Raw genomic sequence first — 24,499 nt, 5'->3', positions numbered from 1 at the left:
CCGAAGGCGGTGTCCGGCCGGACGGCCCGCACGGCGGCCACCAGCTTCAGCGCGTCGGCCCGGCTGTGGCGGCGCTTCATCCGCTTGAGGATCATGTCGTCGCCGGCCTGCAGCGACAGGTGCAGATAGGGCATCAGCCTGGGCTCGGTCGCGAGGCACGCCATCAGGTCCGGATCGATCTCGGCGGCGTCGATGGACGACAGCCGCAGGCGCGGCAGTTCGGGGATCAGCTTCAGGATCCGCGCCACCAGTTGGCCGAGCGTCGGCGCGCCGGGCAGGTCGGCGCCCCAACTGGTCACGTCGACGCCGGTCAGCACCACCTCGCGGTAGCCCTGGGCGGCCAGGCGCTTCACCTGCGCCACCACCTCGCCCGCCGCCGCCGAGCGCGAGTTCCCGCGGCCGTAGGGGATGATGCAGAAGGTGCAGCGGTGGTCGCAGCCGTTCTGAACCTCCACATAGGCCCGCGCACGGTCCTTCAGCCCCCCTATGCCTTCAAGGGGGATCAAATGGCCGGCGGTCTCGCGCACGCTCATGATGTCGTTGACCCGCACGCGGCCGAGTTCCGGCTGCGGCAGGTAGGCGCCGGCCGCGGACTTCTCGGCATTGCCCAGGACGAGGTCCACCTCGGGCATGGCGGCGAAGGCGGCGGGATCGATCTGGGCCGCGCAGCCGGTGACGATCAGCCTCGCGCCCGGCCGCTCGCGGCGGGCCTTGCGGATCGCCTGGCGGGCCTGGCGCACCGCCTCTCCGGTCACCGCGCAGGTGTTGAAGACGATGGCGTCGCTGAGGCCGTCGGCCGCCGCCTGCTTGCGGATGATCTCGCTCTCGTAGGCGTTCAGCCGGCAGCCGAAGGTCACGACGTCCACGTTTTCGCTCATGGCAGTTCGCCCGCGAAGTCGACGGCGGCCGGGCCGGTCATGATCACGTGGTCGTCGTCGCGCCACTCGATCAGCAGTTCGCCGCCGTCCAGCACGAGCACGGCCGTGCGGTCCGTCAGGTCACGGCGCGCCGCGGCGACCAGGGCCGCGCAGGCGCCGGTGCCGCAGGCCTGGGTGAGGCCCGCGCCCCGCTCCCAGACCGTCAGCCGGATGCGGCCGCGGTCGAGGACCTGGGCGAAGCCGACGTTCACGGCTTCCGGGAACAGCGGGTGATGCTCGACCATCGGGCCGGCCGCCTTCACCGGCGCGGAGTCGATGTCGGCCACGAAGAACACCACGTGCGGATTGCCCATGGAGACACAGCCCGGCGCGGTCGCCAGGACGGGGTCGGGGTAGAGCGTCACGTCCAGGGCGCGGGTGTCCTGCTCGCGGGCCAGCGGGATGTCGCGCCAGTCGAGGCCCGGCTTGCCCATGTCGACGCTGACCAGCCGCTCGCCGGCGCGTTGGGCGTAGAGCTTGCCGGCCTTGGTCTCGATGACGGCCTGGTCCTGGCCGGAGGCCTGCATCAGGAGCCAGCCCACGCAGCGCGTGCCGTTGCCGCAGGCGGCGACCTCCTCGCCGTCGGAGTTCCAGAAGCGCACGCGGGCGTCGACGCCGTCGCCGGGCGCCGGCGGCTCGAGCACGATGAGCTGGTCGCAGCCGACGCCGCTCGTCCGGTCGGCGATGGCGCGCACCTGCTCGGCCGTCGGCTGGAACGGCGTACTGCGGGCCTCGACCACGACGAAGTCGTTGCCGAGCCCGTTCATCTTCAGGAACGGACGGCTCATGGGGGCGGACATATAGGCGAAGACGGCCCCCAACGCACGAGAGGCGAGACAGGGCCGTTCCGGCGCAGCTAGAAAAGCGGGCATGAAAGCCCTGCTCGCGGCGCTCGCCGCCCTCGCGTCCGCCGCTCCGCTGGCCCTCCCCGTCCAAGCCCAGACGTCGCCCCCGGCCCCCGCGGCCGCCACGGCGGACGATCCCTTCCAGTGGCTGGAGGACATCGAGGCCCCGCGGTCCATGGCCTGGGTCGAGGGCCAGAACGCCAAGTCGGCCAGGCGCCTGGAGGGCGACCCGCGCTACGAGACCTTCCGCCAGCAGGCGCTGAAGATCTTCACCGCCCAGGACCGCATCCCGACGCCGCGCTTCCGGGCCGGCGGGGTGGACAACTTCTGGCAGGACGCCACGCACATTCACGGGGTCTGGCGCCACACGAGCCTGGCCTCCTACAGGGCCGCCAGCCCGCAGTGGCAGACCCTGCTGGACCTCGACGCCCTGTCGAAGGCCGAGGGCAAGAACTGGATCTGGAAGGGCGCCGACTGCCTGCGGCCCGCCCAGACGCTATGCCTCGTCCACCTCTCCAACGGCGGCAGCGACGCGGTGGAGGACCGCGAGTTCGACACCGCGACCGGCAGGTTCGTGGACGGCGGCTTCGTCTTCGCCAACGCCAAGCAGAACATCCGCTGGATCGACCGCGACACCCTGATCGTCGCGCGGCCCTGGACGCCCGACGAGGTGACCAAGTCCGGCTACGCCTACGTCGTGAAGATCGTCAAACGCGGCGCCGAACCGCGCGAGGTGTTCCGCGGGGCCAAGACCGACGTGCAGGCCGGCCCGGTGGTGCTGGAGGGCGAGCACGGCGCCGACGCCGTACTGATCAACCACGGCCTGACCTTCTACGAGCGCGAGTTCTCGCTGCTGGGGGACAAGGGCCTGACGCCGATCCCCCTGCCGAGGAAGGTGGAGTTCGACACCTATGTCGACGGCCAGGCGGTGTTCACGATCAAGCAGGCCTGGAAGACCTTCGCCGCCGGCGACGTGGTCAGCTACGACCTCGCCGACCTGAAGCGCGACGCCGCGACCGCCAAGGCCCAACTGGTCTTCCATCCCGGCCCGCACGACGCGGTCGACCGCGTGTCCTCGTCGAAGGACCGGCTGGCCATCGTCCTGCTGGAGGACGTGAAGGGCGCGGTCGACGTCTACGACCACAAGGCGGGCGTCTGGCTGGCCAAGCGGGTGAAGCTGCCAGCCAACGCCAACATCAACCTGGTCAGCGCGTCCGACGACGACAACCAGATGTTCTTCACCGCCGAGGGCTTCCTCGATCCCACCTCCCTGTGGCTCGCCGACGCCGACAGCGCCGTGGCCGCCAAGGTCAAGCAGCTCCCGCCGCAGTTCGACGCCTCGAAGGACGTGGTCGACCAGCACTGGGCGGTCTCCACCGACGGGACCAGGATTCCCTACTTCGTCGTCCGCCCGAAGGGGATGAAGCTCGACGGCTCGACCCCGACCCAGATGTTCGGCTACGGCGGCTTCGAGCTTTCCGAGCCGCCGGCCTACATCCCCCAGATGGGCAAGCTGTGGCTGGAGCGCGGCGGCGCCTACGTCATCGCCAATATCCGCGGCGGCGGCGAGTTCGGCCCGGCCTGGCACGAGGCGGTGCTGCGCGAGAAGCGGCAACTGGCCTTCGACGACTTCGCCTCGGTGGCCCGCGACCTGGAGGCGCGCAAGATCACCTCGCCGCGGCGCCTGGGCATCTACGCCCGCTCGAACGGCGGCATCCTGACGACCGTGTCGATGACCCAGCATCCGGAGCTGTTCAACGCCATCGTCATCGAGAGCCCGCTGATCGACATGCTGCGCTACAACCACCTGTCGGCCGGCGCGTCCTGGGTGGCGGAGTACGGCGACCCGGACGTCCCCGCCGACCGCGCCTTCATCGCCAGATATTCGGGCTATCAGAACCTCATGCCCGGCGTGAAGTACCCGGAACCCTACATCACCACCAACACGCGGGACGACCGGGTGCACCCGGGACATCCGCGCAAGTTCGCCGCCAAGATGGAAGCCATGGGCCTGCCCTACCTCTACTACGAGCAGACCTTCGGCGGGCACGCCAACGACGCCGATCCGCAACTCAACGCCACCCGCTGGGCCCGGCACTATGTGTACCTGTCCCAGAAGCTGATGGACTGACGTCCGGAGACGTAACCAGTCCGCTCAACCGCGCGAATTGCGGAGCATGACGCTCCCCATTCGCCGCCTCGCAGACCTTGCCTTCGCCGTTCCCGCGCCTCCGGGTTGGTGGGCGATTCCGATGCGCCTGATCGTCGGCTACGGCTTCATGGAGCACGGCGTCTCCAAGCTGATGCACGGGCCTGAGCACTTCGTGGCCATGCTTGGCGCGATCGGCGTTCCCGCGCCGGAGTTCATGGCCTGGCTGACGATCATCGTGGAGCTTGCCGGAGGATTGGCTGTGCTGCTTGGCGCGGCCGTTCCCTTGGCGAGCGTGCCGATGGCGGCCGTGCTGCTGGTCGCCATCTTCACCGTGCATCTTCCCAACGGCTTCAGCTCCATCAAGCTGCAGTCCGTCACCGCGACCGGCGCGCATTTCGGCCAGCCGGGCTACGAGACCGATCTCCTGTATCTCGCCGGGCTCGCCGCCCTCGTGCTTGGCGGATCGGGACCCCTGGCGCTCGATCGCGCGGGGCGACGGACCTTAGGCCGTTAGACCTTCTCGATTGCCGAGGCGGCTTGGTCGATCAGGGCGATGACCCGGTCGATCTCGTCCTGGGCGATCGGACGCCTGGCGAGACGCTGCATCAGGGCGGTGTGCAGGTTGGCCATGGCGCGCGCGATCCGGGGCCGGGTAGAGTCGGCCCCTTCGGCGGCCTGAGCCATGCGCCCGAAGACAGCGTCGACGCCGGCCTGGTTTTCCGCCAGGGCCGCGCGGCCCTCGTCGGTGGCCTCATAGAGCTTGCGGCCAGCCTCGCTGTCGACTGGGCGGATGAAGCCCTCGTCTTCCAGCAGCGAGAGCGTCGGATAGATCACGCCGGGGCTCGGCCGGTAGGCGCCGCCTGTACGGTCTTCCAGTTCCTTGATCAGTTCGTAGCCGTGGCGCGGCTGCTCGGCGATCAGGGCCAGGACCACGAAGCGCAGGTCGCCGTGCTCCAGGAACCGGCCGACCCGGCCGCCGCGGTGGCGCCCGTGGTGTCCGGGACCGCCCATGTGGCCGCCCCAGGGATGGCGGCCGCGGTGTTCGTCCCGGCCGCCGAAAAAGTGATGGTGTCTGTGCATATCGAAGCCCCCTCCTTTTCAGGGGCGCTATCGATATATCTAAACCGCATCGGAATTGCAACTGCATTTAGATATGTCGGAATAGATCTATTCTCGAAGCACCTCGGCGAGCAGGCGGCCCTCGGCGGCGCGGTTGGAGCCGGCGCGCCAGGCGACGACGATCTCGCGGCTGGCGTGGCCCGGCGCGATGGGGCGCACGGCGATGCTGGCCGGATCGGTGAGGCCGGCGTCGATCGCCATGGCCGGCAGGAAGGTCACGCCGAGGCCGGAGGAGACCATCTGCACCAGCGTCGGCAGGGAGGTGGCGGCGAAGGCTTCCTCGCCGGACGCCACCTTGGGCGGCTTCAGCCCGCAGGCGGCCATGGCGTGGTCGCGCAGGCAGTGGCCGTCTTCCAGGAGGATGATGTCCTCGCGTTCCAGGTCGTCGGGGTCCGCCGACTTCAGCCGGGCCAGGGGATGGCCGGCCGGCATGGCGGCCAGCAGCTCGTCGTCGGAGACGTGCGCCCAGTTGAGCCCGTGCATGTCGAAGGGCAGGGCGATCAGGGCGGCGTCGAGCTGGCCGGCCTTCAGCGCCGCGATCAGCCGCTGGGTCAGGTCCTCCCGCAGGAACAGGCGCAACTTGGGGAACCGCGCCCGCAACAGGGGCAGGGCGCGCGGCAGCAGGAACGGCGCGACCGTCGGGATCACGCCCAGGCGGAAGCGGCCGTTGAGCGGCTGGCCGGCGTTCTTGGCCGACTCCACCAGCTCCTCGGCCTCGTTGAGGATCACCGTCGCCCGTCGCAGCGCCTCCTCGCCCACCGCGGTGAGGATCACGCCCGAGCGTGCGCGGTCGACCACCGCCGCGCCCAGCGTCCGCTCCAGCTCCTGAATGCCGGACGACAGCGTCGGCTGGGTGACATGGGCCGCCTCGGCGGCGCGGCCGAAGCTGCCCTGTTCGGCGAGAAGCTTCAGGTACTGCAGTTGGCGAAGGGTCGGGAGCATGGCCTGAACATAGGCCCGCTCTTTCGAAATCCAAGAAACAATCGACCGCGCCAAATGGCGCGGTCGAAGCTTGGGGTCAGGCCGCCGCCAGGGCCGGGGCGACCGGCTCCTGGCGGATCAGGTGGTCGAAGGCCGACAGGGCCGCCTTCGAGCCTTCGCCCATGGCGATGACGATCTGCTTGTAGGGCGTCGTCGTGGCGTCGCCGGCGGCGAAGACCCCGGGAACCGAGGTCAGGCCGCGGTAGTCCACCTCGATCTCGCCGCGCGGCGTGAGGCCCACCGCATCCTTCAGCCATTCGGTGTTGGGGACCAGGCCGATCTGGACGAACACGCCTTCCAGGTCGACGTCGTGCTCGGCGCCGCTGTTGCGGTCCTTGTAGTGCAGGCCGGTGACCTTGGCGCCGTCGCCGCGCACCTCGGTGGTGAGCGCCGAGGTGACCACCCGGACATTGGGCAGGCTTCCCAGCCTGCGCTGGAGCACGGCGTCGGCGCGAAGCTCGCTGTCGAACTCGATCAGGGTGACGTGGGCCACGATGCCGGCGAGGTCGATGGCCGCCTCGACGCCGGAGTTGCCGCCGCCGATCACCGCCACCCGCTTGCCCTTGTAGAGCGGCCCGTCGCAGTGCGGGCAATAGGCCACGCCCCTGTTGCGGTAGCGATCCTCGCCGGGGACGTTCATCTGCCGCCACCGCGCGCCCGGGGCCAGCACGACGGTGCGGGACTTGAGGCTCGCGCCGTTCTCCAACTCGACCTCGATCAGGCCGCCCGGCCGCGACGCCGGGACGAGCTTCACCGCCCGCTGGAGGTTCATCACGTCGACTTCGTAATCCTTGACGTGCCGCTCCAGGCCCGCGGCCAATTCCGGCCCCTCGGTGTGGGAGATGGAGATGAAGTTCTCGATCGCCATGGTGTCGAGCACCTGGCCGCCGAAGCGCTCCGCCGCCAGGCCGGTGCGGATGCCCTTGCGTGCGGCGTAGATCGCCGCCGCCGCCCCGGCCGGGCCGCCGCCGACCACCAGGACGTCGAAGGCGTCCTTGGCCTTGATCTTCTCGGCGGCCCGCGCCCCGGCGCCGGCGTCGAGCTTGGCGAGGATCTCGTCCAGCGTCATGCGGCCCTGGGCGAAGGGCTGGCCGTTCAGGAACACCGCCGGCACGGCCATCACCTGGCGCGCTTCGACCTCGGCCTGGAAAAGGGCGCCGTCGACGGCGACGTGGGAGATTCGCGGATTGAGCGCGCTCATGGTGTTCAACGCCTGCACCACGTCGGGGCAGTTCTGGCAGGTCTGCGAGAAGTAGGTCTCGAACCGGTAGTCGCCGTCCAGGGCGCGGATCCGCTCGATGGCGTCGGCCTCGATCCTCGGGGGATGGCCGCCCACGTGCAGCAGGGCCAGCACCAGCGAGGTGAACTCGTGGCCGAGGGGCAGGCCCGCGAACCGCACCTCGGCGTCGCCGGCCGCGCGCGTGACGGCGAAGGAGGGCGTGCGGGTGTCGTCGTCGCGGCGGGCCAGGCTGACCTTGTCGGACACCGAAATCACGTCCTCGAGCAGTTCCAGCATCTCGCGGGACTTCGGGCCCTCGTCCAGCGAGGCGACCAGCTCGATCGGCTGGCGCAGGTTTTCGAGATAGGCCTTCAACTGGCCCTTCAGGGTGGCGTCCAACATCGCGGTGTTCCTCAAGAAGGCGGGGGCCGGAGGGGAGTCCGGGAGCGGCGCCGTCCCGGTTCGAAAACCTGAGACGGCGCCCGGTCGGTTAGATCTTGCCGACGAGCTGCAGCGACGGCTTCAGGGTGGCTTCGCCTTCTTCCCACTTGGCGGGGCAGACCTCGCCCGGGTGCGCGGCGACATACTGCGCGGCCTTGATCTTGCGCAGCAGTTCGCTCGCGTCGCGGCCGATGCCGCCGGCGGTGATTTCGACGATCTGGATCTTGCCGTCCGGGTCGATGACGAAGGTGCCGCGGTCGGCCAGGCCGTCCGCCTCGATCATCACCTCGAAGTTGCGGCTGATCACGCCGGTCGGGTCGCCGACCATCGTGTACTGGATCTTGCCGACCGCCTCGGAGGTGTCGTGCCAGGCCTTGTGCGCGAAATGGGTGTCCGTGGAGACCGAGTAGATCTCGACGCCCAGGCTCTGGAATTGCGAATAGCTGTCGGCGAGGTCCTCCAGCTCCGTCGGGCAGACGAAGGTGAAATCCGCCGGGTAGAAGAACACGACCGACCACTTGCCCTTCAGGTCGGCGTCGCTGACGGAGATGAACTTGCCGCCCTTGAACGCCTGGGCGCTGAAGGGTTTGATGGTGGTATTGATCAAGGACATGGATGGCTCCTGTTGAATTCGGAGCCGCTAGATGCCGCGCCCAGGTCGATAGCGCCAATCGATTAAATTATCCGTTTGTATCGACGCCGCCTATGGAGCTAGGCGCCCTCGAAACGGAGCGGCGCGCCCCAGAAGGCCTCCACCAGGCCGGACTGGGCGCCCGGCCGCCCGGTGGTCAGGAACCGGCGGACGCCGCCGGTCCCCGGCGCGAATTCGGGATGCCGCTCGAGGTAGAGCGCCAAGGCATCGGCGGTGGCCTGCGGCTGGTGGATCAGCGGCGTGCCCGGCGGCAGGGCCGCGCGGAACAGGTCGCCGACGATCTCGTAGTGGGTGCAGCCCAGGATCGCCCGGTCCGGCGGGCGGCCGATGCGCGTGGCGATCGCCTTCACGTGCCCCTCGACCGCGGCGGCGAGCGCCACGCGCGGCGCGCCCTGCTCGATCAGGCCGGCCAGCTCCGGGCAGGGCTGGGAGAAGACGGCCACGTCCTGCCGGCGCTTGTCGATCTCGATCTCGTAGACGCGGCTGTTGGCGGTGGCCGGGGTCGAGAACACCGCCAGGATGTCGAGCTTTTCGACCTTCTCGCCGCGCCGCTCGGCCTCGTGCTCCCAGGGAAGCCCGGTGGCGGCCTCGATGGTCGGCACGATGATCCCCAGCACATTGACCGGCCGGCCCAGGTCGCGCCGGTAGCCCGGCAGCCAGGTCTGCTGCAGGCGCCGCAGCGCGATGCCCGAGGCGGTGTTGCAGGCCAGGACCACCAGGCTGCAGCCCAGCGCGAACAGCCGCTCGCAGCCGGCGCGCGTCAGGTCGACGATCTCCTCGCCGGGCCGGCCGCCATAGGGCGTGTTGGCCTGGTCGGCCAGATAGACGAAGTCGGCCTCGGCGAAGCGTTCCACCAGCCGATGGTGGACGCTCAAGCCCCCCACGCCGGAATCGAATACGCCGATGGCCATGGACCGGTGTTAGAGCGCGTCAGGGCGAAGTGGAAGTCCCGTCCGACGCGCCTAAGCGCTTGAAGCTCAACCCTTCTCAGCCGGCCGATCGTCCGATCACGTTTTCTGTTTCAAAGTTGACACCCATTTGGGCCCGACCCATATGCCGCCCGAACCGCCATGCTTAACGGCCGGACCCCCGGCGTCGGCGCTCGTCGCCCGCCGCCGCCCCTCCGCGCCGCCCTTCTCTCCGGACCTGAACAGACCATGCCCGCCCTCCCCGCCATGAACCTCGAGGCGACGCCGAACGTCGCCTTGGAAGTCGACGTCCAGACCGCGCTCGCCCTGTCGCGCGCCACCACCCGCGCCGTTATCGCCATCTCGCCCAAGGCCCACCGCGCCATGATGGACGCGCTCGGCGTCGAAGCCGCCGTGCAGGAAGCGCAGGGCGGACCGGTCGCCGAACTGGTCGCCACCCTGATCAAGGGCCACCTCGACCAGCTCAAGTGAGCCGCGCCGGGCGCTCCGCCGCGCCCCTCGGCTAGAGACACGCTTCCGCTCCGCCCACCCCAAGGCTAGGCTTTCGCCAGGCAACGGCTGGGGGAGCGGACGGTGGGCGCGCTGGACATGCTGGATCGTCGGCGCCTGTTGCTGGGCTCAGCCGGCGCAGGGCTCCTTGGCCTCGGAGGCTGCGCCACGATGGCGCCGGCCGCCCCTGCGGCCGCCGCGCCGAACGGCGTCCCCTTCGCCGAGCGCCGGCCGCCGATCCTGCCGGTGCACGCGAGCATGAACCGGCTGTTCGACATCACCGTCTGCCTGCGCCCGTTCCGCGCCCAGGGGCCGCGTCTCGACACCGAGCAGGTGGGCGACACGCTCGTGGTGCACAACTACGGCCACGGCGGTTCGGGCTGGTCGCTGTCCTGGGGGTCTGGGACCGTCGCGGTGCGCAAGGCCATGGCCAACAGCCCGAAGGAGATCGCCGTGGTCGGCTGCGGGGCGATCGGGCTTTCCTCCGCCATCCTGGCGCTGGAGGCGGGCGCCAAGGTGACCATCTACGCCAAGGACCTGTTGCCCGACGCCCGCTCGGCGCGCGCCACGGGAAGCTGGACGCCGGACAGCCGCATCGCGCTCACCGACAAGGCGGGGCCGCAGTTCCCGGTCCTCTGGGAGGAGATGGCCCGCACCTCCTTCAAGCGCTTCCGCCGCTACCTCGGCCTGGCGGACAGCCCGGTGGAGTGGACAGACCGCTACTACTGCTCGGACCCGGGAACGAGCTTCATCGAGCCCGGGCCGCGCGGCGGCCTCGACTTCGCGTCCTACGGCGAGCGGATCCGCGACCTCACGGGCCACGCCGAGCCCGTGCCCCCCGGCGCGACGCCCTTCCCGACCGCCCGGGTGCTCCGCGCCTCGTCGATGCAGTTCAACGTCGCAGACTACGGCCACACCCTGATGGCCGACTTCCTGGCCATGGGCGGCCGCCTGGAACGCCGCGAGTTCCACGCCCTGGGCGACCTCGCGGGCCTGAAGGAGAAGGTTGTGATCAACTGTCCGGGCTACGGCGCCCGCGCGCTCTGCCGCGACGAGAGCATCACCCCGGTGCGCGGCCAGATCGCCTGGCTGATCCCGCAGCCGGAGGTGAACTACGGAGTGATCTACAAGAGCGTCAGCATGCTCTCCCGCCGCGACGGCATCGTCGTCCAGGCGCTGTGGGGCGGCGACATGTTCGGCTATGGCGACGACCACGAGGTGATCGACCGGGCCGAGGCCGAGAAGGCGGTGGCGACGCTCGCCGAGCTCTACGGGCGGATGAAGGGCTAGGGTCAGACTCAGGTTCGCGTTCGCGAATTCGATGTCCCGGGAGCCACCAAATCACCGCTCATCCCCGCGAAAGCGGGGACCCAGGCGTTTTTGTTGCTGAGTGCGGATCGTCCATGCCCGTTCGTGCTTCTACAAACACGGAAAAAACCTAGGTCCCCGCTTTCGCGGGGATGAGCGGTAGTGAGTCCGGACTCCGCCGCCCGGTTCAGTCGAACAGCGAGGGTTGCGGCGCCCCGGCGGCCACGGCCTTGCCGCGCGCGGGCTTGGGCGGCGCCGGCTCCAGCACCCTGGCGCCCTCGATGGCCAGGAGCTTGACCTTGGTGTTCACCCCGCCGCGCGCCGAGAAGCCGCCCAGCTTGCCGCCCGCAGCGGTCACCCGGTGGCAGGGCACCACGATCGGCCAGGGGTTCTTGCCCAGGGCCGCGCCCACGTCGCGGGCCAAGAGCTTGTCGCCCAGCATCACCGCGATCTCGCCGTAGGTCAGGGTCTCGCCCGGCGGGATGGCGCGGGCGATCTCGTAGACGCGGGCGTTGAACTCCGGGACGCGCTCGATCTCGATCGGCACGTCGAGCAGGGCGTTGGGTTCGCCGGCCAGCAGCTCGCGGATCCCGGCGATGGCGGCTTCGGCCATCGGCGTCGGCGGCGCTTCGACGGCGTCGGGGTAGCGGCGCAGGAAGCTGCGGCGCGCGTTCTCCCGGTCGGCCTCGGGCAGGTAGACCCCGACAAGGCCGCGCTCGCCCCAGGCCAGGCCCGCGTGGCCGATGGGCGTTTCGAAGAGGGTGTAGCTGATCATGGGGGGAATATAGGCCCGTTCGCCGAACCCCGCTGGCGGCTTTCGGACATCAATCGCACACCGCGACGCGCCCCTCTCCCTCGCGAAGCGAAGGGAGAGGCTGGGAGAGGGCGGCGCTGGCTCCGGGGCATCCACGGCGTTGAACCGAGGGCCCTCGGGCCAATGCTAGGGAACATGCGCCGCCCAGCCGCCCTCACCCAGCCTCTCCCACAGCGCTGCGCGCCTGGGAGAGGAGCATGCCCGGCGAACTCCGGCTTAAATCCCATGGCGGCCATTCTGCCTGCCGGTCCAGGCGTCTCAAGGCGCGGCCTTAAGGCCGCCCGCGGCGCGGCGCGCCGAAGAGCGCGGCCTTGACACGCCTGGACCGGCAGGCTCGCATCTGACCATGAGGTCTAAGGGCGGGGTGGCATCTGACGATGCGTGCAAGAACCAAGTGGATCATTTTGGGCGTTCTAGTGGTCGTGGCAGCGCTGGTGGCCCTGCCCATCTCGCACATCACCATCAAGCTGGACCTCCCGCCGAACTCCAGCACAGGAGCCAGCCAACCGCAGCCGCTCCCTTCGGGATGGACGTTCTGGGTCGTTGCCTGGGTGACTTGCGCCGCGATTGGCTTCATCACGATCTGCGTCTTTGTATTCCGCCTCATGCGACGTCTCTTCAGTCGGCACCCCCTTCCTTGACCCACCGCCCCTCTTAGGCGCATAAGCGCGCCCTTCCGGCGCCAACCTCGGTCAGCGCCCTCTACCGCCACGACACCCAGGCCTTATCTGGGACGAGGGCGGCGAGGCCCCCCGTCCACGCAATCGTGCACGGGGGTCGACTGCGTTTGGGCTTTAGGAGCGATGCTTGTTTGACGCACTGACAGATCGGCTCTCCAGCGTCTTTGACCGCCTGAGCGGCAAGGGCGTGCTGTCGGAGAAGGACGTGGACGAGGCCCTGCGCGAGGTGCGCGTGGCCCTGCTCGAGGCCGACGTGGCCCTGCCCGTCGTCCGCGACTTCATCGCCAAGGCCAAGGAAGCCGCCACCGGCGAGGCGGTGATCCGCTCGGTGCGGCCCGCCGACCAGGTGGTGAAGATCACCTACGACGGCCTAGTGGAGATGCTGGGCGGCGAGGAAGAGGCGCAAGGCCTCAACCTGTCGCTGAACCCGCCGACCGTGATCATGATGGCCGGCCTGCAGGGTTCGGGCAAGACCACCACCGCCGGCAAGCTGGCGCTGAAACTGGCCAAGGACCGCAAGCGCGTCCTGCTGGCTTCGCTGGACACCCGCCGTCCGGCCGCCATGGAGCAGCTCGCGACCCTGGCCACCCTGGCGGGCGTCGACAGCCTGCCGATCGTCGCCGGCCAGGCCGCGCCGGACATCGCGCGGCGCGCGCTGCAGTCGGCCAAGCTGCAGGGCTTCGACGTCGTCATCCTCGACACCGCCGGGCGCACCACGCTCGACGAGGCGATGATGAGCGAGGCGGCCGAGATCGCGAAGATCGCCAATCCCTCGGAGACCCTGCTGGTCGCCGACGCGCTGACCGGCCAGGACGCGGTGCGCACCGCCAAGGCCTTCCACGAACGCCTGCCGCTCACCGGCCTGGTGCTGACCCGCGCCGACGGCGACGGGCGCGGCGGCGCGGCGCTGTCCATGCGCGCGGTCACCGGCCTGCCGATCAAGTTCCTCGGCGTCTCCGAGAAGATCGACGGCCTGGAGGTGTTCGACGCCGCCCGCGTGGCCGGCCGGATCCTGGGCCAGGGCGACGTGGTGGCCCTGGTCGAGAAGGCCAGCCAGGAGCTCGACGTCGCCAAGGCCGAGGCCATGGCCAAGCGGCTCGCCAAGGGCCAGTTCGACCTCGACATGATGGCCGAGCAGCTTCAGCAGATGAAGCGCATGGGCGGCATGGAAGGCCTGATGGGCATGCTGCCCGGCGTCCAGAAGATCAAGAAGCAGATCGCCGAGGCCAACATCAACGACCGGATGATCGACCGCCAGGGCGCGATCATCTCCTCCATGACCAAGCTGGAGCGCAAGAAGCCGGACATTCTTGCGGCGTCGCGAAAGCGTCGGATCGCGGCCGGCGCCGGCGTCGACGTGGCCGAGGTCAACCGGCTCTTAAAACAGCACCGCCAGATGGCCGACGCCTTCAAGATGATGAGCAAAGGCGGCGGCAAGGGCTTCGCCCAGATGGCCCAGATGCTGGGCGGCGGCGCGGGCGGCGGCATGGACCGCCTCAAGGCCATGGGCGGCGGCAAGATGGCCATGCCCTCGGAAAAAGAGATCGAAGAGATGGCGGCCAAGCTGCAAGGCGAAGGCGGCTTCAAACTCCCCGGCCTGGGCGGCGGCCTGCCGCCGGGCTTCAACCCATTCAAGAAATAACCAGGGACCACGAACAATGCTGAAGATCCGTCTCGCCCGTGGCGGCGCCAAGAAGCGCCCCTACTATTCGATCGTCGTCGCCGACAGCCACTCGCCCCGCGACGGCCGCTTCATCGAGAAGGTGGGCTCCTACAACCCGCTGCTGAAGAAGGACGACCCGAACCGCGTCGTCCTGAACGTCGAGCGCATCGCCGAGTGGATGGGCAAGGGCGCCCAGCCCACCGACCGCGTGGCCCGCGAGCTCTCCAAGCAGGGCCTGGCCAAGTGGGAAGCCGGCAACAACCCGAACAAGGGCCAGCCGGGGACCAAGGCCAAGGAACGCGCCGAGGAAAAGGCCCAGCGCGAGGCCGCCCACGCCGCCGCCCTGGAAGAAGCCAAGAACAATCCGCCGCCCGCCCCCGAGCCGGAGCCGGTCGTGGAAGAAGCCCCCGCCGCCGAGGCCGCGCCCGCGGAAGACGCTCCGGTCGCCGAAGCCGCACCGGAAGCCCCGGCCGCTGAAGCCGCGCCCGCTGAAGAAGCTCCGGCTGCTGAAGTGGCTCCGGCCGCTGAAGCCCCGGCCGAACCGACCGAAGGCTGAGCTAACGCCAGGTCCCTTCTCCCCTTGTGGGAGAAGGTGGCCCGCGCAGGCGGGCCGGATGAGGGGTCTCGCTGGCCTCTCCGAACAGCCGATAGGACTTCGCAGCGGATGACGACGCGCGACCCCTCATCCGTCGGGCCTTCGCCCGACACCTTCTCCCACAAGGGGAGAAGGGCGCGATGAGCGCAGACCTCATCCTCGTCGGCCGGGTGGCCGGCGCCTTTGGCGTCAAGGGCGAGGTGCGCATCGCCAGCTTCACGGCCGAGCCGCTGGCGCTGGTGGACTACCGGACGCTGCTGCGTGAGGACGGCTCGCCCGGACTCACGCTGTCGGGCGGCCGCGTCGCCAAGGGCGGCGTGGTGGCGCGCGCCCGGGAAGTGGCGACGCGCGAGGAGGCCGAGGCGCTGCGCGGCCTCAACCTCTACATCCCCCGCGCCGTCCTGCCCGAACCCGACGAGGACGAGTTCTACGTCGCCGACCTGGTCGGGATGGAGGTCCGCAGCCTCGAGGGCGACGTGCTGGGCCGGGTCCGGTCGGTGCGCGACTTCGGCGCCGGCGACCTCCTGGAAGTCGCCCGCGCCGCCGGCGAAAGCTGGTGGCTGCCCTTCACCCGCGAGGCCGTGCCCGAGGTGCGCATGGCGGACGGGTTTCTCGTCGCGGTCCGCGCCGACGAGGTGGAGTAGGTTGCTCCCCTTCGGGGGAGCTGTCAGCGAAGCTGACTGAGGGGGTCCTCCTAGGTTTGAGCGGAAGCCCCCTCCGGCGCTTCGCGCCACCTCCCCCGAAAGGGGAGGAACTTTGACGCCTACGCCTTCGCCTTCCTCATCCGCATCAGGCCCTCCTGGGCCACCGAGGCCACCAGGGTCCCGTCCGAGGCGAAGATCGAGCCGCGGATGAAGCCCCGGCCGCCCGACGCGCTGGGCGAATCCTGGGCGTAGAGGTGCCAGTCGTTGAAGTTGATCGGCCGGTGGAACCACATGGCGTGGTCGAGGCTGGCCGACTGGAACCCCGGCGTCTGCCAGTGGACCTTGTGCGGCCGCATCGCGGTCGAGAGCAGGTTCATGTCCGAGGCGTAGGCCAGGATCACCTGGTGCATGTGCTGGTCGGCGCCGATCGGTTCGCGGGCGCGCATCCAGCTCTGGCTCTCCGGGTCCTTGGCCTCGCCGCCCTGGAAGTAGCTGCGCGCATCCACCGAGCGCATCTCGATAGGCCGCGGGCGCGACAGCCAGCGCTTGGCCTCCTCCGGCGCGTCCTTCATCGCCGCCTTCTGCATCTCCGCCTCGTCGGGCAGGTCGGCCCAGGGCGTGGCGGCGGGCATCGGCGCCTGGTGCTCGTAGCCCTCCTCGTGGGCCATGAACGAGGCGGCGAGGTTGAAGATCTGCTGGCCGTGCTGGATGGCGATCACCCGCCGGGTGGTGAAGCTGCCGCCGTCGCGGCTGCGGTCCACTTCGAAGACGATCGGCACGGTCGGGTCGCCCGGGCGGATGAAATAGCAGTGCAGCGAGTGGCAGATGCGGTCTTCCACCGTCTCATAGGCCGCCAGCAGCGACTGGCCGATCACCTGGCCGCCGAAGATGCGGCCGGGCGAATTGTCCGCGGTGGTCCCGCGGAAGAGGTTCACTTCGATGCGCTCGAGCTTGAGCGTCTCGGCCAGGTTCTCGGTTTTCATGAGGCGCCGCTTACGCCGCGCGCCGGGCGCGGGCAAGGTCGCGCTCAGAAGTAGTCGGCCAGCGTCAGGCTGCGGCGCGCCCCGCCGGCCAGGGTGAGGATCACCGTCCGCCCCGGCGCGCCATAGATCCACATGCAGGCCTCGCCCGCCGCATAGTCGGGCGGGATCGGCGCCCCGTCGAGGGCGGTGATCAGCTCGCCCACCTTCCACCCGCCCAGCGCGGCCGGGCTGCCGGCGGCGACGTGGTCGACGACCAGGGCGGCGCCCGGCCCCTGCGGCGTCAGGGACAGGCCCGTGCGGTTCTTGCGGAACGGCCGGGACGTCGCGTCCGGATAGGGCGTCATCCAGATGCGGTCGCCGCCGAAGTCGATGGTCAGGCGGAACCGGCTGAGGAGCTGCAGGCCGACGTTGGCCGGGACGCGGCTGGTCAGGCCCGGGGTCACCACCGTGGGGACGCCATCGAAGGCGAGGCCGCCCAGCCGCACACGGTCGAGGCTGGCCTGGACGCTCTCGCGCGGCCCGTCGGCGCCGACGGCGAGCTCGGTCGAGAGCCTGCGGCCGGCCAGCAGATGGTTCACCTCGGCGAAGTCGCGGTCGAGCAGCAGCCCCCCGGCGTTGCCCAGGTCGAGGATCGCCTCGGTCGGCGCCCCCGCCACCACGATGAACAGGCTGCGCAGGTCGGCCGAGGGGCGCAGCGACAGGGGCGCGTCGCCCGGCGGGATGAACTCGGTGCGGGGGATAAGGCTGATCCGGCGGTCCTGGAAGTCGATGTCGACCACCGCCTGGTCGAAGACGTCGCGGCCCAGCAGCACCTGCACCGGCCGCTGGACGACCCGGGCCACGGCGCTGAGGTCCATCACCACCACGCGGCGGTCCGTCATGGTCAGGCCGCCCGCCTCCAGGTTCACCCTGGCCTCGCGCACGCCGGCCACGCCGCCGGCCACGCCATGCGCCTCGATCCCGCCGCCGAGCGCGACGCCCAGCGTCCTGGCGAAGGCCGCGTCCAGCACAGTGGCCCCGGCGCCGGAGTCCAGCCAGGCCTCCGCCGGGCGGCCGTCGACGGCGATCGGCAACAGGATCTGGCGGTCGTGGACGAACAGGAAGTCCAGGCGCGCCGCCGGCCCGGCCCAGGCCGCCCGCCCGGCCGGGAGAAGGCCCAGGCCGGCGAAAAGCGCGAGGAGTCGACGCCGCAGCATGGCCTTGAGGCTACACGCCGGCCTTGACGGGCGCACGCCCCGCGGGGCCTTAACCGCGGGCCATGTCCTTCGACGCCACCGTCCTGACCATGTTCCCAGAGGCTTTTCCGGGCCCGCTGGGCGTCTCGCTGATCGGCACAGCCTGGCGCGAGGCCGGCCTGTGGTCATTGGAAACAGTGGACATTCGGGCCTTTTCCACAGATAAGCGCGGCTTCCTCGACGACACCCCCGCGGGTGGCGGCCCTGGACAGGTGATGCGGGCGGACGTGATCGCCTCTGCGCTGGACAGCGTGGAGCGTCGCGAACGTCCGCTTTTGTACATGAGCGCCCGAGGTCGGCCCCTGACCCAGGCGCGGGTGCGCAAGTGGGCCGACGGCCCGGGACTGATCGTCCTGTGCGGTCGGTTCGAGGGGGTGGATCAGCGGGTCATAGAGGCGCGCGGGTTCGAGGAGATCGCCGTGGGCGATGCGGTCCTGGCCGGTGGCGAGGCCGCCGCGCTGGTGGCGATCGAGGCGTGCGTGCGGCTGGTCCCGGGTGTGTTGGGCCAGGCGCAGAGTTTGAGTGAAGAAAGCTTCGAGGACGGGCTCCTCGAGCATCCGCAGTATACGAGGCCGCGGACGTTCGAAGGGCGCGATATCCCCGAGGTCCTGCTGGGCGGGAACCACGGCGAGGTTCGCAAGTGGCGCCAGGCGCAGCGGGAGCAGACCACGCGGGAGCGGCGGCCGGACTTGTGGGCGCAGCGATCCGCCAATCAACAGGCAAAGGGCGATTAAGCCCGGAAGGACCAAGACCATGAACGTGATCGAGACCCTCGAGAAGGAAGAGGCCGACCGCCTCCTCGCAACCCGCAAGATCCCCGAGTTCCAGCCCGGCGACACCGTGCGCGTGAACGTGAAGATCAAGGAAGGCGAGCGCGAGCGCGTCCAGGCCTATGAGGGCGTCTGCATCGCCCGCGGCGGCCAGGGCATCAACGAGAGCTTCACCGTGCGCAAGATCAGCTTCGGCGAAGGCGTCGAGCGGCTGTTCCCGGTGATGAGCCCGATGATCGAGTCCATCGAGGTCAAGCGCCGTGGCGTGGTGCGCCGCGCCAAGCTCTATTACCTGCGCGACCGCCGCGGGAAGTCGGCCCGCATCGCCGAGCGCTCCATGGCGCGCGCCACGGAAGAGGCCCCGGAAACCTCGGAAGCCTAAGCGCTACGACGACCCAGCGAATTCAGGCGGCGGCCGCAGCGATGCGGCCGCCGTTTTCGCTTTGAGTGGCCGCGAAACGCCCCGACTAGCGTGGCAGCACGCCCTTTTCCCCCTTTGGGGCCGAGGTCTTCGACACGAGGCTCCGCCATGCTGTCTCAACGACATTGTGGGCGAGACAAAAAAAGATCGCGCTCCCGATCAGGGTCGATAGTGCGATTCCAAAATCGCCGGAAAAGAGCCTAAGGACGGAAGCGATGAGGCCGCCGCAGGCGGCGAGAAACAGCACACACTGGATTCGCCAGATCAAATCCGCGCTAGGCGCCAGCGGCGATGACGTCCCTGACCCATCCGTGACAACCGGTGGCCCACCCTCTTGAGCAGGATACCAGAGCGCTTCGCAGAACCGGGGGTTGTTTGCCAACTCTTGCGCAAATCGCTCGACGAGCGCCGCATAGATAGCTGGTCGCCTTGAAAAGGGCGTTCCGCCCTTGAGTTCGTACAGTCGAAGTACGAACAGCGGATAAAGCGCCATAAATCGGCAAAGGTAGTGGTGATCTTTGTAGATCAGTTCGAAGGTCCATCGATCGTCCTGAGCGTCTGTGACCGATACCGACGCGCCAAGCTTGGCGAAGATGCCCTGGATAATCTGCCCAGCCTCGCGGCTTTCGACGATCCACCGCGGGTCGTCAGGACCATCGCCCAAAGGGGCCGACCGCAAGAACACCGCCCAAGGCCTGATCCTCACGGTCTGCTCCAGTCGTCCAGATAGCTGCTCGCAACCGCGCCTCCCAGCACGCCACCACCGACCGTCACTTTCAGTGGAAGTGATGCGCCGTACCACATTCGAAGAGCCGGACTGAGCTTCTGCAGACCTGCATGCGCACCGTTCCAGCCACCGCCGCCATACTCATCCGATATCTTTCCGCCGAAATACTGCGGGTCCGACTGAATGTGCCGGGCGAACATCTCACCCTTGGTAATCCCGTCGGGGCGCAATCGGAACAGCTCACTGTCGCGAAGAACGTTTGGTAACGGCAACTGCCTAAGCGGCGCAAGAAGCGGCACTCTCAATTCCCTTGCGGATATTGCGGCAGGCCGTCGTCGATCCGTACCCAGTCGAGTTTCTTGCTGACCCAGATGTGCGATCGGGGGGTGAGCGCCGTCGGATCGTCCAGGGTCGTCACCGACACCGCGATCCAGGGGCCGTCCTGCGGCTCGGCGAAGACCGGCGTCCCGCAGCGGGCGCAGGACAGCCGATGCAGCCGATGGGACGAGGCCCAGCGGGTCGTCTCGCCTGAGCGTTCCACATCGGCGTCATGGAACAGGGCGCGGGCGAAATAGGGCCCGCCCGTCGCCCGCTGGCAGTTCCGGCAATGGCAGAAGCGCAGGTTGATCGGCTCGGCCGACGCCCGCCAGCGCACCTGGCCGCACAGGCAGCCGCCCTCGTAGGGCGCCGTCACGCCTCCCGGCTCTCCCGCACATAGGCGGTCGTGCCCTCGACCAGGTGGTCGAACATCAGCCGCATGCGCCGGCTGCCGCGCAGGTTCTCGTGCATCACCACATAGACCGGCAGGACGAAGATGGTGAAGTCGGGCAGGACGCGGACCAGGCCGAGCCGGCGGGCCAGCCCGTCCTGGCAGACCCCGATGCCGAAGCCCGAGCGGGTGGCGGCCAGTTGGGCCAGGTCGCTGTCCGACCGGAAGGTGAAGATCTCGCGGCTGACCGGCATGTTGATCCCCGGCAGGTCGCGGATGCCGCGCGCCGGGCTGTCGAAGCCGATCATGGCGTGGTTCTCGAAGTCCTCGAGGATCTCCGGCGCGCCGTGGCGTTCCAGGTAGTCGGCGGTGGCGTAGAAGCCCAGCGACACGTCACCCACCTTCTTGGCCACCAGGGTGCTCTGGCTGGGCGGGGTCATCCGCACGGCGATGTCGGCCTCGCGGCGCGACAGGTCGTCGTTGATGTTGGACAGCATCAGCTCGATCACCACCCCGGGGTGCTGCTCGCGGAAGCTGGTGAGCATGGGCGGCAGCACCTCGGCGCCGACAATCTCGCTGGCGGTGATGCGGATCGAGCCGGAGAGCGAGTTGGCCGCGCCCGAGGCGTCGCGCACGGCTGCGGACGCCGCGGCCGACATGTCGTGCAGGTGGGGCTTGAGCTCCAGCGCCAGGTCCGTGGGCTGCAGGCCGCGCGGGCTGCGCAGGAAGAGCGGCGAGCCCAGGCGCTGTTCGAGGGTCTCGATATGGCGGCCCAAGGTCGGCTGGGTCAGGCCCCGAAGCCGCGCCGCCGCCGACAGGGTGCCGGACTCCAGCACCGCGTGCAGGCTTTGGAACAGGTCCCAGTCGTTCGGCCCAGGCATGCGCGAATGAATAGCTGATCCAGAGGATTCGGCAATTCTGTTGGAGGTAGGGATGGCGCATCTCTCGTTCAAGGAACGCGGAGATATGAGATGACCCTCAGGAACGAAGCAAAGCTGGCCCTGGTGATCGGCGCGACCGGCGGCGTCGGCGGGGCGGTCGCCGAGCGGCTGCTGACCGCGGGCTGGCGCGTGAGCGCCCTCAACCGCGACCCACAGACGGCAGAGCGCACCCGCGGCCGCCTCGGCCTTCAGTGGGTGAAAGGCGACGCCATGGTCGAGGCCGACGTGGTCGCCGCGGCGGAAGGCGCCAGCCTGGTGGTCCATGGCGCCAATCCGCCCGCCTACAGGAACTGGGCCGGGTTGCAGGCCCCCATGCTGAACGCCAGCATCGCCGCGGCCAGGTCTGTGGGCGCGCGGCTGGTCTTTCCGGGCACGGTCTATAACTACGGCCCCGACGCCTTCCCCGACCTGACCGAGGCCTCGCCACAGCATCCCCGCACCCGCAAGGGCGCGATCCGGGTGCAGATGGAGGCGGCCCTGGCGCGAGCGTCGAGGGAGGACGGCCTGAAGGTGCTGATCGTCCGCTGCGGCGACTTCTTCGGCCCGAAGCCCGGCAACAACTGGCTGTCCCAGGGCCTGATCAAACCCGGCAAGCCGATCGCCGCGGTGACCTATCCCGGGCCGCCGTCGATCGCGCACGGCTGGGCCTATCTGCCCGACGTGGCGGAGACCATGGTGCGGCTGGCCGAGGACGGCGCCGGTCTCGCGGACTTCGAGGTCTTCCACATGCGTGGCCAGGCCCTGACCGGCGACGAACTCGTGGCCGCCCTGGAAACCGTCGCCGGCCGCAAGCTGCCGGTGAGCCGGCTGCCCTGGCTGGCGGTCCGCGCCGTCGCGCCGTTCAACGAGACGATGCGCGAGATGCTGGAGATGCGATACCTCTGGGAGACGCCGGTCCTGCTGGACAACGCCAAGCTGGTCGCCCGACTGGGCGCCGAGCCGCACACCCCGATCGTCGACGCCCTGCGCGCGGCGCTCGAAGGCCTGGGCGCCCTGCCGCAGCGGCCGCAGGCCCTGGCGGCCTGACGCCCTGCCTCCCCCATCGCGGCGGCGACGGCGGAGGGAGAGGCAAGAAATTGCGCCGGTCGCCCGCAGAATGCGGCGCCGCAGCACTAGACGTGCGCGGGGGTGCGGACCTACATGCGCCCCATGCCCGCCAAGACCCTCTACGACAAGATCTGGGACGCCCACGTCGTCACGCAACAGGACGGCGAGGCGATCCTCTACATCGACCTGCACCTGATCCACGAGGTGACCACGCCGCAGGCCTTCGCCGGCCTCCGGCTCGCCAAGCGCCCGGTGCGCCGCCCGGACCGCACCCTCGCGGTGGCCGACCACAACGTGCCCACCGAGGGCCAGGCGCTCGGCGTGGCCGCCGTCGCCGACGAGGAGGCGCGCCTGCAGCTCCAGACCCTGGAGCGCAACGTCAAGGACTACGGCATCGAATTCTTCCCGATGGGCGATGTCCGGAACGGCATCGTCCATGTGGTCGGCCCGGAGCAGGGGCGCACCCAGCCCGGCATGACCATCGTCTGCGGCGACAGCCACACCTCGACCCACGGCGCCTTCGGGGCGCTGGCCCACGGCATCGGCACCTCGGAGGTCGAGCACGTGCTGGCCACCCAGACCCTGCGCCAGGCCAAGGCGAAGAACTTCCGGGTCAACATCGAGGGCGAGCCGATCCCCGGCGTCGGCGCCAAGGACTTCGCCCTCGCGGTGATCGGCGAGATCGGCACCGCCGGCGGCACGGGCTACGTCATCGAATACGCGGGCTCCGCGGTGCGGGCGCTCTCGATGGAAGGACGCATGACGCTCTGCAACCTGACTATCGAGGCCGGCGCCCGGGCGGGCCTGGTGGCCCCCGACGAGACGACCTTCGACTACCTCAAGGGCCGGTCCGCCGCGCCCAAGGGCGGCGCCTGGGAGATGGCGCTGAATTACTGGAAGGGGTTCTCCACCGATCCCGACGCCCGGTTCGACCGGGAGATCACCCTCGACGCCGCGAAGATCGCGCCCCTGGTCACCTGGGGCACCAGCCCCGAGGACGTGATCGCGGTGACCGACAGGGTGCCGGCGCCGGAGGACTTCGCCAGCCCCGACAAGCGCGCCTCCGCCGTGCGCGCGCTGGAATACATGGGGCTGGAGGCCGGCCAGCCGATCCGTGACGCCAGGGTCGACGTGGTGTTCATCGGCTCCTGCACCAACAGCCGCATCGAGGACCTGCGCGCCGCCGCCAAGATCGTGGAGGGCCGCAAGGTCGCCGGTCACGTGCGCGCCATGGTCGTCCCGGGCTCGGGCCTGGTCCGCGCCCAGGCCGAGGACGAGGGCCTCGACGAGGTCTTCCTGTCGGCCGGCTTCGAGTGGCGCGAGCCGGGCTGTTCCATGTGCCTGGCCATGAATCCGGACAAAGTCCCGCCCGGCCAGCGCTGCGCGTCAACCTCCAACCGCAACTTCGAGGGCCGGCAAGGCCGCGCCGGGCGCACCCACCTGATGAGCCCGGTGATGGCCGCCGCCGCCGCCATCGCCGGCCACATCGCCGATGTCAGGGACTATCTGTGAGCGCCCTCTCGTGATCATCGGCCTGGACCACGTCGCCATCGCGGTCCGCGACTTCGACGCCGCGGTGGACGGCTATCGCCGCCTGCTGGGGCGCGAGCCCGACTTCGCGCCCAGGGACGGGGCGAACCGGGCGTGGTTCCGGTTTCCCAACATGGCGCTGGAGGTGATCGCGCCCAACGGCGAGGGCGCCGCCGGGGATCGAATCCGGGCCCGTATCGAGGCGGCCGGCGAGGGGATCTGGCTGGCGGCCTTCGCCGTCGAAGACGTGGCCGCGGCTTCGCGACTGATGGGCCGTCGCGGCCTTGAGGTCGAGCCGGCCGGTGCGCTCGCACGGGTGCAGGCGGCCGGCCTCTCCTTCGTTCTGGCGACTGCACACGGCGTCGCCTCATCGGCGGCCACCGGCGACGAATCGGCCGCGGTCACAGCCCTCGACCACATCGTCATCCACACCCCCAACCCCGACCGCGCGCTCGGCCTCTACGGCGCGAGGTTCGGCCTGGACCTGCGACTGGACCGCACCAATGAACAGTGGAGCGCGCGGCAACTGTTCTTCCGCTGCGGCGGCGCGGTCTTCGAGGTCGGCGCCAGTCTGAAGGCGCCGGTCACCCCCGAGAGCCTGGATGCCCCCGACCGCTTCGGCGGCCTCGCCTGGCGTGTCGCCGACCCCGACGCCGCCCAGGCCCGGATCGCCGCCGCCGGCTTCGAC

The 24,499-nt window shown here is 69.9% G+C and carries 25 protein-coding genes and 1 pseudogene; 12 read left to right on the top strand and 14 right to left on the bottom strand.

Annotated elements, in window-relative coordinates; genetic code table 11:
• Both VNW53_RS13985 and dapF read right to left on the bottom strand, forming a co-directional pair.
• A partial coding sequence (locus tag VNW53_RS13985) for a MiaB/RimO family radical SAM methylthiotransferase (RefSeq protein ID WP_325556314.1) occupies positions 1–878 on the bottom strand: 878 nt, incomplete at its 3' end.
• Positions 875–1,705 carry a diaminopimelate epimerase gene (gene dapF, locus VNW53_RS13980; protein ID WP_325556313.1) on the bottom strand — a complete coding sequence of 277 codons (831 nt, stop codon included), beginning with the start codon at positions 1,703–1,705 and terminating at the stop codon, positions 875–877. The genes dapF and VNW53_RS13985, both read right to left, overlap by 4 nt.
• Before the next feature lie 82 nt (positions 1,706–1,787).
• On the opposite strand from dapF, the gene VNW53_RS13975 reads away from it, so the two are divergent.
• Both VNW53_RS13975 and VNW53_RS13970 read left to right on the top strand, forming a co-directional pair.
• Positions 1,788–3,893 carry a prolyl oligopeptidase family serine peptidase gene (locus VNW53_RS13975; RefSeq protein ID WP_325556312.1) on the top strand — a complete coding sequence of 702 codons (2,106 nt, stop codon included), beginning with the start codon at positions 1,788–1,790 and terminating at the stop codon, positions 3,891–3,893.
• A 121-nt stretch (positions 3,894–4,014) separates the two neighbouring features.
• Entirely contained in the window at positions 4,015–4,428 is a 414-nt protein-coding gene (locus VNW53_RS13970; protein ID WP_325556311.1) for a DoxX family protein, read from the top strand.
• Here VNW53_RS13970 and VNW53_RS13965 read toward each other — a convergent pair.
• The 5 genes from VNW53_RS13965 to VNW53_RS13945 form a co-directional block, all read right to left on the bottom strand.
• On the bottom strand, positions 4,425–4,994 hold the full coding sequence (locus VNW53_RS13965; protein ID WP_325556310.1) for a PadR family transcriptional regulator: 570 nt from the start codon (positions 4,992–4,994) through the stop codon (positions 4,425–4,427). The two genes, VNW53_RS13970 and VNW53_RS13965, sit on opposite strands and share 4 nt — an antisense overlap.
• A gap of 87 nt (positions 4,995–5,081) precedes the next feature.
• Positions 5,082–5,975 (bottom strand): hydrogen peroxide-inducible genes activator, encoded by an 894-nt coding sequence (locus tag VNW53_RS13960; RefSeq protein ID WP_325556309.1) that lies wholly within the window; start codon positions 5,973–5,975, stop codon positions 5,082–5,084.
• Between the two features lie 76 nt (positions 5,976–6,051).
• Positions 6,052–7,635, bottom strand: a complete 1,584-nt coding sequence (gene ahpF / locus VNW53_RS13955) for an alkyl hydroperoxide reductase subunit F (protein ID WP_325556308.1) — start codon at positions 7,633–7,635, stop codon at positions 6,052–6,054.
• Positions 7,636–7,723: 88 nt separating this feature from the next.
• Positions 7,724–8,287 (bottom strand): alkyl hydroperoxide reductase subunit C, encoded by a 564-nt coding sequence (gene ahpC, locus VNW53_RS13950; protein WP_325556307.1) that lies wholly within the window; start codon positions 8,285–8,287, stop codon positions 7,724–7,726.
• 98 nt (positions 8,288–8,385) lie between these two features.
• Positions 8,386–9,237 carry an aspartate/glutamate racemase family protein gene (locus VNW53_RS13945; RefSeq protein ID WP_325556306.1) on the bottom strand — a complete coding sequence of 284 codons (852 nt, stop codon included), beginning with the start codon at positions 9,235–9,237 and terminating at the stop codon, positions 8,386–8,388.
• Positions 9,238–9,483: 246 nt separating this feature from the next.
• On the opposite strand from VNW53_RS13945, the gene VNW53_RS13940 reads away from it, so the two are divergent.
• A complete protein-coding gene (locus VNW53_RS13940) occupies positions 9,484–9,726 on the top strand; it encodes a hypothetical protein (RefSeq protein ID WP_325556305.1) in 243 nt (80 codons plus the stop codon).
• A gap of 189 nt (positions 9,727–9,915) precedes the next feature.
• Entirely contained in the window at positions 9,916–11,034 is a 1,119-nt protein-coding gene (locus VNW53_RS13935) for an FAD-binding oxidoreductase (protein WP_325556304.1), read from the top strand.
• Positions 11,035–11,239: 205 nt separating this feature from the next.
• Here VNW53_RS13935 and VNW53_RS13930 read toward each other — a convergent pair whose 3' ends face one another.
• Positions 11,240–11,827 carry a methylated-DNA--[protein]-cysteine S-methyltransferase gene (locus tag VNW53_RS13930; protein ID WP_325556303.1) on the bottom strand — a complete coding sequence of 196 codons (588 nt, stop codon included), beginning with the start codon at positions 11,825–11,827 and terminating at the stop codon, positions 11,240–11,242.
• A gap of 846 nt (positions 11,828–12,673) precedes the next feature.
• Here VNW53_RS13930 and ffh point away from each other — a divergent pair.
• The 3 genes from ffh (at position 12,674) to rimM (ending at position 15,448) form a co-directional block, all read left to right on the top strand.
• On the top strand, positions 12,674–14,188 hold the full coding sequence (gene ffh / locus VNW53_RS13925; RefSeq protein WP_325556302.1) for a signal recognition particle protein: 1,515 nt from the start codon (positions 12,674–12,676) through the stop codon (positions 14,186–14,188).
• A gap of 16 nt (positions 14,189–14,204) precedes the next feature.
• Positions 14,205–14,765 (top strand): 30S ribosomal protein S16, encoded by a 561-nt coding sequence (gene rpsP, locus VNW53_RS13920; RefSeq protein WP_325556301.1) that lies wholly within the window; start codon positions 14,205–14,207, stop codon positions 14,763–14,765.
• A 179-nt stretch (positions 14,766–14,944) separates the two neighbouring features.
• Entirely contained in the window at positions 14,945–15,448 is a 504-nt protein-coding gene (gene rimM / locus VNW53_RS13915) for a ribosome maturation factor RimM (RefSeq protein ID WP_325556300.1), read from the top strand.
• 119 nt (positions 15,449–15,567) lie between these two features.
• Here the strand turns inward: rimM and VNW53_RS13910 are convergent, their stop codons facing one another.
• Positions 15,568–16,431 carry an acyl-CoA thioesterase II gene (locus VNW53_RS13910; protein ID WP_325556299.1) on the bottom strand — a complete coding sequence of 288 codons (864 nt, stop codon included), beginning with the start codon at positions 16,429–16,431 and terminating at the stop codon, positions 15,568–15,570.
• 44 nt (positions 16,432–16,475) lie between these two features.
• Entirely contained in the window at positions 16,476–17,627 is a 1,152-nt protein-coding gene (locus tag VNW53_RS13905; RefSeq protein ID WP_325556298.1) for a retroviral-like aspartic protease family protein, read from the bottom strand.
• A 62-nt stretch (positions 17,628–17,689) separates the two neighbouring features.
• Between VNW53_RS13905 and trmD the strand changes: the two are divergent.
• Positions 17,690–18,416, top strand: a pseudogene (gene trmD, locus VNW53_RS13900) (tRNA (guanosine(37)-N1)-methyltransferase TrmD); the annotation flags it as partial.
• A gap of 3 nt (positions 18,417–18,419) precedes the next feature.
• Entirely contained in the window at positions 18,420–18,818 is a 399-nt protein-coding gene (rplS, locus tag VNW53_RS13895) for a 50S ribosomal protein L19 (RefSeq protein WP_325556316.1), read from the top strand.
• Between the two features lie 85 nt (positions 18,819–18,903).
• Here rplS and VNW53_RS13890 read toward each other — a convergent pair whose 3' ends face one another.
• The 4 genes from VNW53_RS13890 to VNW53_RS13875 are packed head-to-tail and all read right to left on the bottom strand — an operon-like array spanning position 18,904 to position 21,174.
• Positions 18,904–19,563: a hypothetical protein gene (locus VNW53_RS13890; protein ID WP_325556297.1), complete on the bottom strand. Its 660-nt coding sequence runs from the start codon at positions 19,561–19,563 to the stop codon at positions 18,904–18,906.
• Positions 19,560–19,883, bottom strand: coding sequence for a hypothetical protein (locus VNW53_RS13885; protein WP_325556296.1), 324 nt, complete (start codon positions 19,881–19,883; stop codon positions 19,560–19,562). Before VNW53_RS13885 ends, VNW53_RS13890 begins: the two co-directional genes overlap by 4 nt.
• A gap of 2 nt (positions 19,884–19,885) precedes the next feature.
• Positions 19,886–20,278 (bottom strand): GFA family protein, encoded by a 393-nt coding sequence (locus VNW53_RS13880; protein WP_325556295.1) that lies wholly within the window; start codon positions 20,276–20,278, stop codon positions 19,886–19,888.
• Positions 20,275–21,174, bottom strand: coding sequence for a LysR family transcriptional regulator (locus tag VNW53_RS13875; RefSeq protein WP_325556294.1), 900 nt, complete (start codon positions 21,172–21,174; stop codon positions 20,275–20,277). The genes VNW53_RS13880 and VNW53_RS13875 overlap by 4 nt, the downstream gene beginning before the upstream one ends.
• 90 nt (positions 21,175–21,264) lie before the next feature.
• Here VNW53_RS13875 and VNW53_RS13870 point away from each other — a divergent pair, with 90 nt between their 5' ends.
• The 3 genes from VNW53_RS13870 to VNW53_RS13860 form a co-directional block, all read left to right on the top strand.
• Positions 21,265–22,260, top strand: a complete 996-nt coding sequence (locus tag VNW53_RS13870; protein WP_325556293.1) for an NAD-dependent epimerase/dehydratase family protein — start codon at positions 21,265–21,267, stop codon at positions 22,258–22,260.
• A gap of 123 nt (positions 22,261–22,383) precedes the next feature.
• The gene (gene leuC, locus VNW53_RS13865) at positions 22,384–23,793 is read left to right on the top strand and encodes a 3-isopropylmalate dehydratase large subunit (RefSeq protein WP_325556315.1); all 1,410 of its coding nucleotides are present in this window, start codon (positions 22,384–22,386) and stop codon (positions 23,791–23,793) included.
• Positions 23,794–23,803: 10 nt separating this feature from the next.
• Positions 23,804–24,499, top strand: a 696-nt coding sequence (locus VNW53_RS13860; RefSeq protein WP_325556292.1) for a VOC family protein, incomplete at its 3' end; no start/stop codon positions are given.

The sequence above is a fragment of the Phenylobacterium sp. genome (genome assembly GCF_035569475.1).
GTDB lineage: Bacteria > Pseudomonadota > Alphaproteobacteria > Caulobacterales > Caulobacteraceae > Phenylobacterium.
The sequence above is the reverse complement of the archived record's forward strand: the minus strand, read 5'-3'. Positions and strand labels throughout refer to the sequence as shown.